At 67.6% G+C, this 11,099-nt stretch carries 11 protein-coding genes and 1 pseudogene; 8 read left to right on the forward strand and 4 right to left on the reverse strand.

Translation table 11 applies throughout. The features are described 5' to 3' along the window. Positions 1 to 255: 255 nt before the first annotated feature. A pseudogene (locus ACFWXC_RS34910) lies at positions 256 to 473 on the forward strand (IS5/IS1182 family transposase); the annotation flags it as partial. Between the two features lie 126 nt (positions 474 to 599). Here the strand turns inward: ACFWXC_RS34910 and ACFWXC_RS34915 are convergent. Continuing rightward, positions 600 to 1,511, reverse strand: a complete 912-nt coding sequence (locus ACFWXC_RS34915; RefSeq protein WP_384485007.1) for a helix-turn-helix domain-containing protein — start codon at positions 1,509 to 1,511, stop codon at positions 600 to 602. 205 nt (positions 1,512 to 1,716) lie between these two features. On the opposite strand from ACFWXC_RS34915, the gene ACFWXC_RS34920 reads away from it, so the two are divergent. Both ACFWXC_RS34920 and ACFWXC_RS34925 read left to right on the forward strand, forming a co-directional pair. Then, a complete protein-coding gene (locus tag ACFWXC_RS34920; RefSeq protein WP_384485009.1) occupies positions 1,717 to 2,697 on the forward strand; it encodes an aldo/keto reductase in 981 nt (326 codons plus the stop codon). A gap of 95 nt (positions 2,698 to 2,792) precedes the next feature. Then, positions 2,793 to 3,197, forward strand: a complete 405-nt coding sequence (locus ACFWXC_RS34925; protein WP_384485011.1) for a nuclear transport factor 2 family protein — start codon at positions 2,793 to 2,795, stop codon at positions 3,195 to 3,197. Between the two features lie 227 nt (positions 3,198 to 3,424). Here ACFWXC_RS34925 and ACFWXC_RS34930 read toward each other — a convergent pair whose 3' ends face one another. After that, positions 3,425 to 3,742, reverse strand: coding sequence for a transposase (locus tag ACFWXC_RS34930; RefSeq protein ID WP_384485013.1), 318 nt, complete (start codon positions 3,740 to 3,742; stop codon positions 3,425 to 3,427). Here ACFWXC_RS34930 and ACFWXC_RS34935 point away from each other — a divergent pair. Then, a complete protein-coding gene (locus tag ACFWXC_RS34935; RefSeq protein WP_384485015.1) occupies positions 3,662 to 3,955 on the forward strand; it encodes a transposase in 294 nt (97 codons plus the stop codon). The two genes, ACFWXC_RS34930 and ACFWXC_RS34935, sit on opposite strands and share 81 nt — an antisense overlap. Here the strand turns inward: ACFWXC_RS34935 and ACFWXC_RS34940 are convergent. Then, entirely contained in the window at positions 3,912 to 4,697 is a 786-nt protein-coding gene (locus ACFWXC_RS34940; protein ID WP_384485017.1) for an SDR family oxidoreductase, read from the reverse strand. The two genes, ACFWXC_RS34935 and ACFWXC_RS34940, sit on opposite strands and share 44 nt — an antisense overlap. 1,134 nt (positions 4,698 to 5,831) lie before the next feature. Here ACFWXC_RS34940 and ACFWXC_RS34945 point away from each other — a divergent pair. The 4 genes from ACFWXC_RS34945 (at position 5,832) to ACFWXC_RS34960 (ending at position 10,661) form a co-directional block, all read left to right on the forward strand. Then, positions 5,832 to 6,521: a HEAT repeat domain-containing protein gene (locus tag ACFWXC_RS34945; protein WP_384485019.1), complete on the forward strand. Its 690-nt coding sequence runs from the start codon at positions 5,832 to 5,834 to the stop codon at positions 6,519 to 6,521. Then, positions 6,508 to 7,506, forward strand: coding sequence for a MerR family transcriptional regulator (locus tag ACFWXC_RS34950; protein WP_384485021.1), 999 nt, complete (start codon positions 6,508 to 6,510; stop codon positions 7,504 to 7,506). Before ACFWXC_RS34945 ends, ACFWXC_RS34950 begins: the two co-directional genes overlap by 14 nt. A 1,306-nt stretch (positions 7,507 to 8,812) precedes the next feature. Then, complete coding sequence (locus ACFWXC_RS34955) at positions 8,813 to 9,673, forward strand: aldo/keto reductase (protein ID WP_384485023.1); 861 nt, start codon at positions 8,813 to 8,815, stop codon at positions 9,671 to 9,673. Between the two features lie 55 nt (positions 9,674 to 9,728). Further along, entirely contained in the window at positions 9,729 to 10,661 is a 933-nt protein-coding gene (locus tag ACFWXC_RS34960; protein ID WP_384485169.1) for an aldo/keto reductase family oxidoreductase, read from the forward strand. On the opposite strand, the gene ACFWXC_RS34965 is transcribed toward ACFWXC_RS34960, so the two are convergent. Then, a complete protein-coding gene (locus ACFWXC_RS34965; RefSeq protein ID WP_384485025.1) occupies positions 10,646 to 10,918 on the reverse strand; it encodes a hypothetical protein in 273 nt (90 codons plus the stop codon). The genes ACFWXC_RS34960 and ACFWXC_RS34965 overlap by 16 nt on opposite strands. Positions 10,919 to 11,099: the final 181 nt, after the last annotated feature.

Here is an 11,099-nt window from a genome sequence, read left to right on the forward strand (position 1 = left end):
GCTGAACATGCCAAGGAGGCCATCGAATGCGTCGCAGCCGAGGTAGCACCACAACTCACCTCACACCGTGACAGCCAAAGCCACCTGACGGACCACGCTGCCGCGAACACCTCCAGGCCTCCGGATACCCGGGAAACAGGCTCATCAGCCACACCGACAACACCAGCCCAGCCGGTCCAGCGTCCCGCTGCTGCCGGCCACGTCCGGGCGTTCGCGTCCTTGACGACCTCGGCAGACGCCAGAATGCACTACGACTTCAAACGCCACCGCCACCGCCACCGGCCGAACCGTGGGCCCTGCAGAAAGCCGTCAACCGGGCACACGCCCGCATCCGCGCCCCGGCGAACGCGCCAACGCGCCTCAAGGCCTGGAAAGTCCTGACCGAGCTGTGCTGCTGCCCCCGCCGAGCGACCGCGATCATGCAGGCCATCCTCGTCCGGCACCACATCGAGAACCCGATCTACCGAGGATGAAGAACGCTCACCGATCAGCAGACGGCCCCTGGTTCCTGATCTTCTTCCCCGGACCAGTGGATCGATCGTCGAAGGGCTGTCCCCATGAGCAGCCGGGGTCGATACCGACCGGCCGCAGGCTAAAGATCAGGTCAGTCCTCGGGGTTCCGGCCGCGTTCCCGGTGTCGGATTGCTGGTCGGCTGGTCGTCGGCGTTCCAGCTGGCCAGGAGGCGGATCGCGTCGGCTTCGGGGGTGCCGGGCCGGGGGGTGTAGACACTGAGGACCTGGCTGGAGACGGCGTCGATGCGGAGAGTCTCGTAGGGCAGTGTGACCTCGCCGATGAGTGGGTGCCGGAAGGTCTTCGCGCCGGCTCGGGCGGTTCGTACGTCGTTGGTCGCCCAGCGCGTCCGGAATGCTGTGCTGCGGGTCGCGAGTTCTCCGATCAGTTCGGTCAGGTCGGGGTCGTCGGGGTGGCGGCCGGCCTCGATGCGCAGCATCGCCACGGTGTCGGCTGCGATCCCGTCCCACTCGGGGAACAGGTCCCGGGCCCTGGGCTCATCGAGGAACAGGAAGCGGGCGCTGTTCGTCCGTCCGGGCAGGTCGTACACGGGTGCGAGAAGTGCGCGCCCCAGTGCGTTGACCGCGAGGATGTCGAACCGGCCGTTGAAGACCACTGCGGGCAGGTGGTCCATAGAGTCCAGCAGCACCCGGATTCCGGGGGTGACCAGGCCTTTCGCTGCGCTGCGGCGTCGCTTGCGGGTTGCGGGGGTCAGAGCGGCGAGCAGCCGGTCGAGGTGAGCGCGTTCGTCATCGTCCAGACGCAGGACGCCGGCGACTGAGTCGATGACTCCGGCGGAGGGCCCGGTTGCCTGGCCGCGTTCGAGCCGCACGTAGTACTCCGGGCTGACCCCGGCGAGCAACGCGACCTCCTCCCTGCGCAGGCCTTTCACCCGCCGGCGGGTGCCCTGCGGAGGAAGGCCGGCGTCGGCTGGGGTGACCCGGGCGCGAGTGGTGAGGAACTCGCGGACCGCCGCCCGTGCGGCCTCCTTCTCGTCCATGAGATCAAGGGTAGGTCCGGCCCTCCTCCCGGAAAGGGTCCCTGTGAGTACCCCTTTCCGCAGTGCCTGTCGGGATGTCGTGAACCGATGTTGGCTGGATGTCGGCGAGATCGAGATCGGCGCCCGGATGCCGCGGACGCCGTCCCTCGCCACATCCCTCTGATGCACCCTCCTTCGACACTCTCGACGAGAAACGAGTTCTCTGATGCAGCACGCCATGCTGGGGAGCCTGCGGGTTTCCCGGATCGGCCTGGGTGCCATGTCCATGGCCGGCACCCTCCTCTCCGGCGGCGGCCTGGACGACGCCGAATCCATCCGCGCCGTCCATCGCGCGCTCGACCTCGGCGTCACCCACATCGACACCGCTGAAAGCTACGGCCCGTACCACAGCGAGGAGATCGTCGGTCAGGCGCTGGAGGACCGGCGCGACCAGGTCGTCCTCGCCACGAAGTTCGGCATCCTGTCCCATGCCGGGGACGGGACCGGCCTGTTCGACAGCAGTCCGGCCAACATCCGCACCGCCGTCGAGGGCTCCCTGAAGCGCCTGCGCACCGACCGGATCGACCTCTACTACCAGCACCGGGTCGACCAGAACACCCCCATCGAGGACACCATCGGCACCGTGGCCGAGCTGGTCGCCGAAGGCAAGGTCCTGCACATCGGCCTGTCCGAGGCCTCTCCGGACACGATCCGCCGCGCCCACGCCGTGCACCCGATCGCCGCCCTGCAGACCGAGTACTCACTGTGGACCCGCGACGTCGAGACCGAACTGCTGCCCCTGCTGCGCGAGCTGGGCATCGGCCTCGTCCCCTACGCGCCACTCGGGCACGGGTTCCTGACCGGCGAGATCCGCACGCCGGAGGAGATCCCCGACGGCGACTGGCGCAAGACCAATCCGCGCTTCATCGGCGAGGCCTTCCACCAGAACCTGCAGCTCGTGGAGGAAGTACGGAACATCGCGGCCGAGGCCAGTGCCACCCCGGCCCAGATCGCGCTGGCCTGGCTGGTGGCCCAGGGCGGGGACATCGCCCCGATCCCCGGCAGCCGGCGCGTCGCCCGCGTCGAGGAGAACACCGCCTCCGACGGCGTCATCCTGACCGCCGGCCAGTTGAGGCGGCTCGACACCCTCACGCCGGCCACCGGCGCCCGACACGACGACTTCAACGAGTCCACGATCGACCGCTGAACCCAGCATCAGCGCGTGTGCCTCAACCAGCCCGAACACCGGACCCCAACGAGGTTCTCGACCAACGAGAGCCTGCGCCCCAGAGGAGAAACACCATGTCCGCAGCCACATCACCGACCGAGCAGAACCGCGCGATCGTCGAAGCCATGTTCGCAGCGGCGAACAACGGCGACGTCGAGGGAGTCTTCTCCTACCTGTCCGAGGACGTCGCGGTCATCGAGCCGGTGTTCCTGCCCTTCGGGAAGGCCTACCACGGCAAAGACGAATTCCTCGGCCTCGCCCAGATCTTGCCGAACTACCTCGACGTATCCAAGATCACGGTGCACTACACCATCGCCGACGGCGACCGCGTCGCGGCGTGCGTCGGCATCACGGACGTCGCGACCGGAGAACTGACCCACTTCATCGAACAATTCACCCTCAAGGACGGCAAGATCGTCGAGAATCGGGTATTCTACCACAACGTCGGCAGCATGCTCGACAAGCCCAAGGCCGTGTAGCGCACACCCGAACTCACCGATCGCCCACCAACGTTCCTCACCCAGTAGAGGAACTCACGGACCGCCGCCGGCCCGGCTCACGTCCCGGAAGGGATCCCCGGGCGTATCCCCGGACACCCCGAACACCGACCCCCGCCACATACCTCTGACGCACCACCCTACGACGCTCTCAAACGAGTTGGTGCGTGATAGCGAGTGAGGCGTGTTTTGTCTGCTCACGGCCTGCTTCAGGTCATGACGCTCCGGTCGGAGACGAGGCCCGCGATGGCGCGGTAGGTGTCGGGCAAGCGGTCGCGGCGGTGGGTCCAGCGCGTCAGCTGCTTCCAGCGTTTGTGATCGGCTAGGGCGTGTTCGACGGTGATGCGGTCGGACGAGTGCCCGTGACGATCGCGTTCCCACTGCTCGACTCTGCCGGGCAGTGCTCCGGGCCGTGGCTTCCTGGGCGGCGTGACGGCCTGGCCGAGGTGTTCCCCGCCGCGAGGCATCAGAGGTGTTGGGTTCACAAAGCCCGGAACATCACGAACTGCCTGCCGAAGTCCGCACAACCAGGCGCGACGAAGGCGTTGGCGATGGTGTTCAAGCTCGTTGAGTCCGCCCAGGTCCGGCGGCGTGCGATCACCGGTGCTCACCTGGTGTCGCTCGTCCGGGCGGGGGCCCGCTTCGGGAACGGTGTCCTCGTTGAGCGGCCGGAGGCCCCGAAGTCGGGCCGGCCGGTCAGTCGGCGAGACCGCCGTTGCTCTTCAGCAGCTGGCCGTTGATCCACTGGCCCTGCGGTGAGCACAGGAAGTCCACCAGGTGAGCGGTGTCCTGCGGGCTGCCCAGACGTCCCAGCGGTGTCTGGCGCAGTACGTGGTCGCGGATGTCGTCGGACATCCAGCCGGTGTCGACCGGGCCCGGGTTGATCACGTTGGCGGTGATCCCCAGGTGGGCGAGTTCGCGGGCAGCGGCCAGGGTGATGCGGTCGAGTGCACCCTTGCTCGCCCCGTAGGGCAGGTTGCCGACGGTGTGGTCGCTGGTGAGGGCGATCACGCGCCCGGTTCCTGGAGTCCCGTCAAAGCGACGGCCGAACTCACGGATCAGCAGCCAGGTGGCACGCGCATTGACGGCGAAGTGGCGGTCGAAGCTCTCCAGAGTGGTGTCGAGCAAGCCGGAGTCCACCGACTCACAGTGGCACATCACCAACGCGGTGATGTCGCCGAGACGGCCCTGAGCCTGGTCAAGGACTCGCCCGGGGGCCTCAGGATCGGCAAGGTCCGCCTCGACCGCCACCGTCTCGGCGCCCCGTTCCTCCAGCGCCTTGGCGATGGTGTCCGCGGCGTCAGCCTCGACGCCCCAGGCCATGCGCGCGTCGTACGGCGTCCAGTACGTGAAGGCGACATTCCAGCCTGACTCGGCCAGTCGGCAAGCGATCCCCGCACCGATTCCGACGGACCGGCCGACGCCGGTCACCAACGCGACCGGCCTGACGGCATCGAACAGCGGCTTCTCATCGGCAGTCATCACAAGGCGCAATCGTTCGGCCTGCTACGCGGGGATCGCAACCCGATTTCCCCTCAGCTCATCCACACGTCTTGACGATTGCTCACTGCCAGCCGGCCGCGCTGATCACGGGCGCGGCCACATCAGTGACGGAGCCTGCACTGGTATCGACGATGAAGTCGTTTGCCCCCTGCCGTCGTCGTCATGCCAGCGCGGGAACGACCGAACCGAGTCATGTAGTTGGCCGGCCGGGTGGCATGGGCTTACCCGCGTGCGGCATTGAGGCTCGCACGCAGGCCGGCCTGAAGATCCTTGCGGGCTTGGCGAAACCGTTCCAGTCCTTCGAGGTACTCCGACGACGACAGAGAGAGTCCGGGGTGCGTGTCGAGCAAGCCGCGCCATTGCCGAAGCATTCTGTACGCCGGGTCGGACGTCTCTTGAACCGTCGGCGGGGCTTGTAGGGCGATCCTGTACCGCTGCGTCAGTACCGAGGCGTCGCGAAAGGCATCCAGAGCCGCCTGGTATCGCGCCGCCGTATCGCTCCCCCTCAGGATGATTCACGCGCAAGACGGACGAGCTGTCGTTCAGAGCGGCAAGGTACGTGCTGTAGAGATCCCGAAGGGTGTCGTGCATGCGGTTCGCTTGCTCACGACGGGATCGCGCATGGTCAGCGATCAAGGCCGAGCCGCCCCCCCATACGGCGCCGACGGCAGTGCTGAGCAGTGTCCCCCAGTCCATGAGCGGCACCGTAGTTCGATCAGGTCACCAGGGGAACGGGACAAAGACTGGCATTGATCTTCCCGACGACGAACAGCCCGCCCGCGCATTGGACGCAGCCATCACAGAAGCGCGGCCACAACCACCTACGGCGCTCAGTCACCACTGCTCGAAGGAGCAAACGCATCTTGATCCGCTGCCCGCTAGCTTCCCCCGGAGGCGGGGACGTTCCGTGGCGGGCACGCGCCGCCACCACCAGCGAGGATGCCCGCCATGGCCACCCACGAGGATCTCGCTCCGCGATCACCGAGCAACCGGAGCCGGACCAGCTGGAGCACGCCGGGGGCACCCTCCCAGTGACTCGAGATCGGGCAGCCGAGCCCGATTGACCTTGACACGGTGACAAGGTCTTCACTGCTTCCCAGGGAGGTGGTCCCGATGACCATGCCGAGACAGGACACGGATGCGAAACGAGCGCTCCAGGGGCTGGAGGACAGGCGTTCGTCTGTACGACTGCGGGCAGCTCTGGCGGTCGGGACGGCACCTGACCCGCGCTTCGTCGACAAGCTCATCGAGCGATGCGCGATCGAGCCCGAGTTCTTCGTCCGAGACATGCTGACCTGGGCGCTCACCCGCCACCCGATGTCCCAGACGCTCCCCGAGCTGCTCCGCGAAGTCCGCTCGGAACGTGCGCAGGCACGCAGCCAGGCGCTGCACACACTGTCCAAGATCGGGGACCGGCAGGCATGGCCGGCGATCACACAGGCACTGTTGTCCGACGCCGACGACGAGGTGGCCAGGAGCGCCTGGCGGGCCGCGGTCGTGCTCGTGCCGGGAGGCGAGGAGTCCGCCCTGGCCACGGTGCTGGCAACACAACTCGGGCGCGGTGAGCAGGAGACACAGCTGAGTCTGAGCCAGGCGCTGGTCGCGCTGGGTGAAGTGATCGTGCCGACTCTGCATGCTGCGACGACGGTCCCTGACCCGCATGTGCGTGCGCACGCGCTCGCCACCCAAAGGCTGCTGCGCGACCCGGACGCCGGATTCGAGTCGGCGGTCGAGGAGGCCAAGCGCGTCGTGGCCCTCACCGGTGCCCCAAGGACGGACGATAAGAACTGTGCTGATCGGTGAGGTGTCGAGACGGTCCGGGGTCAGTGCCCGCATGCTCCGGCACTACGAATCCCTCGGCCTGGTGCGGCCTTCGGGCCGTACGGGATCCGGTTATCGGGAGTACTCCGCGGAGGACATCCGGCGGATCTTCCACATCGAGAGCCTGCGGTCACTGGGCCTGTCGCTGCGTGAGATCGGACGCGCGCTCGACGATCCCGGTTTCACGCCCTCGACGCTCGTCGGCGACCTCATCCGTCAGACGCGCGACCGCATCGCGGCCGAGACCGAGCTGCTCACGCAACTCCGCCGGATCCATGCCGCGGACCCCGTCGGCTGGGAGGACGTCCTCCAGATCGTTGCGCTCCTCCAAGCACTGGGGTCCAAGAGCGCCGACGCGCGTCAGCGCGCGGTCCTCTCCGCGGGCGACGAGGTGCCGGTGGAGGCCCTGGTCGAGGCGGCACTCAGCGAGACGGAGCCGAACGTCGCAGGGGCCCTGCGATGGGCGCTTGCGCGATCGGACGACAGCGCCCAGGCGCTGCTGGCGGAGGGCCTCAGCTCACCACTGGCCGCGGTGCGGGAACGTGCCGTTCAAGCCCTCGTCGAGATGCCTGGCGATGAAGCTACCGCGCAGCTGCGGGATGCCCTTGCGAACCCCGACGCCGTGGTCCGCGGGCATGCGGCCTTGGCGCTCGGTACACGTGGTGTGGCCGATACGGTCCCGGCGCTCATCGACATGATCATGGAGGGAAGGAACGACACCGACGCAGCCGATGCACTGAGCGTGCTGGCCAGCGACACCGCAACAGCGGACCAGATCGCCACCAGGCTCGTCGACCACCTCGCCGACGACACCACCAAGGCACCTGCACGCGGGAGACTGACCCAGGCACTCGCGGACATTCCGGGAACGACGGCATCACGCGCCCTCGTGGAACTGTCGCACGACGAGGACCGTGCTGTTGCGCTGACTGCCGCACACCTTCTCCGACTCCGCAACGCACGGTGACAGATCCCTCCTCGGCCACCCAACACGGGGCCCGTTCTGGCCGTAACCCCGTGAACTACCCGCTCGACGAGGCAAGGGCAGGGACAGGGGCAGAAGAAGCATCAACCGCAGCCATCACACAAGCGCGGCCAGAACCGACTACAGCGCCCAGTCACACAAAAATATGCTCGACGACTTGCCGCCGGACCTGAAGCGCCCGCGCACACTAGAAGTTAGTGGGAATCCGCCTGGGTGATCATGCAGCCCGGCTTCATCCACGGACCTGGGACACGGCGGAGTACCTGGGCTTGTGCGAGCGGGAGGGTGTCGATCCGCTTGTCACCGGCCGGGCGCATGTGGGGGTGTTCGTTCGCGAGTTGATGTCACGGCCTCACCGGCGCGGGGCGATGCGGGGTCGCAGTAACGCATGACGTCGGCCAGGGGAACTTCGTCGACGACGATCCCGGCGTCGTAAGCGGTCCGCCACAGCAGCAGACCAAGGGCATGCGTGCCACTCCCCCACGGCCACTTCACGCGTGCGCCGGCATCGGAGGCGAACCGCCGGGACGCCAGCGCGCCGAAGTGGCGGCGGCCAGCCTTCCCGGCGGAAGTCGAACATGCAGAAGACTTTGTCGCAGCGGTGCTGTGCTCGCCGTCACCGCGTCCGCCAGGGACGACGAGGTGCACGCCGTCACCACGTCCGGCTCCCGCAACTCATCCCCATCGACCTTCGCACCGGTCGCACCGCACCGATCGCGGGCCTGCCGGTAGGGACCGGCAAAAGAAGCTTCCCCTCAGGCACGGTGCACGTCCCCCGGGTAGCGGTGTGCTGGAAGTCAACACCCTCAGGCCGAACGACGGCGTGCGGGTCTACCAGCAGACCTCCCGCCGACCAGGATGCGCCGCCAGCGGGTTCCCCTGCACCCTCGCCACCGACCGGGTCACCGACAAAACCCACCACCCACTGCATGACCAAAAACCCTCCCCCCTACCCACCACCCGTCGACCCACTCAGACGAACCTGCTGTCCGCACCGCCCCCGCAACGCTGCCGCCCTGCACACCGGCATCAACAGCCAGGCCCCTTGCCTCCCGACAGGACCGACTGCCGCATGTCTTCTAGTTCCGCGGCCCCGGTCAAGTGACACTCGTCGGCAAGCGCGAGCACGTATCGCATCGGGCGCAGATATATTTATCGATTTCATTTCTCAATGCCATGACCAACAAATATTGGACTGCTGAATCATCGATTCCTAGGCTCGGCCAGGAAGGCCTTCCGTACGAGAAGACCTCGACCACCTGTCTTCCACACCCGGAGGAGACGTCCGATGAAGCAACGCACGATCGGCGGACAAACGGTTTCGGCGATCGGGCTCGGCGGCATGCCGATGTCCATCGAGGGCCGCCCCGACGCCCGCAGATCGATCGCGACGATCCACGCCGCGCTCGACGCCGGTGTCACGCTCATCGACACAGCGGACGCGTATCACCGCGACGCCGGCGAGGTCGGACACAACGAGGAGCTCATCGCCCAGGCTCTGCGCACGTACGGCCGGGGAGCCGACGACGTGCTCGTCGCGACGAAGGGCGGTCATCTGCGGCCCGGCGACGGCAGCTGGACCGTGAACGGCGATCCGGCGTATCTCAAGCGGGCCGCCAAGGAGTCGGCCAAGCGCCTGGGCGTCGAGGCGATCGGCCTCTACCAGTTCCACCGCCCCGATCCGCGCGTCCCGTACGCCGATTCGATCGGTGCAATCCTTGACCTGCTCGACGAGGGCGTGATCCTCATGGCAGGCATCTCGAACGCGACCGTGGAGCAGATCGACGAGGCGAACGAGATCCTGGGCGGTCGTCTCGACTCGGTCCAGAACCAGTTCTCGCCCAGGTTCCGCTCCAGTCTGCGCGAGCTGGAACACTGCGCCGAACTAGGGATCGCGTTTCTGCCCTGGAGCCCACTGGGCGGCATATCGAACGCGCCCGAACTCTCTGCGCAGCACGCCGCCTTCCGCGAAGTCGCGGACGAGGTGGGCGTCAGTGTCTACCGCGTGACCCTGGCCTGGGAGCTTGCCCTCGCGCCCGTGGTGGTCCCGATTCCCGGGTCCTCTCGCCCCGAAAGCATCCGTGACTCAGCGGCCGCCACCGACGTCGAGCTCACCCCCGAGCAGATCTCGCGCCTGTCGGCGGCCTGAGGCGCCCGGTACCGGCACCGGCACCGAATACCCACTTACGGACAAGGACCCGATCGTGAAGACGTTCAAACTGCCCGGCACCGACATGGTCGTCCCGAACATCGTGCTCGGCCTGATGCGCATCCAGGACAAGAGCGACGCTGAGGTGCGCGAACTCCTCGCGACCGCCATGGACGCCGGCATCACGTTCCTCGATCACGCCGACGTGTACGGCAGCGAGCTGCACGGCTGCGAGCGCCGTTTCGCCGAGGCGATGCGGCTGAGCTCCTCGCAGCGTGAAAAGTTGATCATCCAGTCAAAGGCGGGCATCGTCCGCGAAGGCCCTTACTTCGACTTCTCCTACGAACACATCGTGGAGTCAGTGGACGGTTCGCTCGAGGCTCTCGGCACCGACTACCTCGACATCCTGCTGCTGCACCGTCCCGACGCCCTGGTCGAACCCGAAGAAGTCGCGCGTGCCTTCGACGACCTTGCCACGGCGGGCAAGGTACGGGCTTTCGGCGTTTCGAACCACACCCCGCGGCAGATCGATCTGCTGCGCCGCCACGTCAGTCAGCCGCTGGTGGTGAACCAGCTTCAGCTGTCGATCACGCACGCCCCGCTCGTCGCGCAAGGCGTCGCGGCCAACATGCAGGGCCTGGACCAGTCGGTCAGCCGTGACGACGGGCTCCTGGACTACTGCCGACTCCACGACATCACCGTGCAGGCCTGGTCACCGTTCCAGACCGGCTTCTTCGACGGACCGTTCCTCGGCTCGGAGCGCCACACCGAGCTCAACGCCGTCATCGACCGCCTGGCGGCGAAGTACGGTGTGCCGTCCCTTGCCATCGCGACGGCCTGGATCACCCGCCACCCGGCCCGGATGCAGGTGGTCATCGGCACGACCACACCGCAGCGCGTCGCGGACTCCGCCCTCGGATCGGACGTACCACTGACCCGTGCAGAATGGTACGAACTGTTCCGCGCCGCCGACTACATCGTGCCCTGACCGTCGGCCCAGCTCGACAGCGCGGAGAGGCGTCCTGGGCCACAGGTGCGCAAACCAACTCCACGACGACCGCGCACGCGCGGGTTCACTGTCACCCACTCGACTGCGTGGTTCTCGGCGAGCCGGCGCAGGCACACCCGGACTTTCGCCCCGGCTTCCTGGCGGATACGGGGCAGGCCCAGGTGGACGACGCGGGCGCGGACGCGTCGGTCCAGGGCGGTGGCCTGGTCGATCTCGGCGCGTTCTTCGTCAGACAACTCGTCGACAGAGTCCTGACCGTGCGCATAAGTCTGCGGAGGGGTGGGTTACGCCGGGGGGGGGGGGTGGGGGGCGGCCGCCGAGCGGCCGCGCGGGGGGGGGGCACCCCCGCGAGGAGGGCGGGGGGTGGGTGGTGGGGGGGGGGGCGGGGGGTGTGGGGGGTGTTGGGGGGGGGCAGCC

The organism is Streptomyces sp. NPDC058683 (assembly GCF_042716195.1).
Classification (GTDB): domain Bacteria; phylum Actinomycetota; class Actinomycetes; order Streptomycetales; family Streptomycetaceae; genus Streptomyces.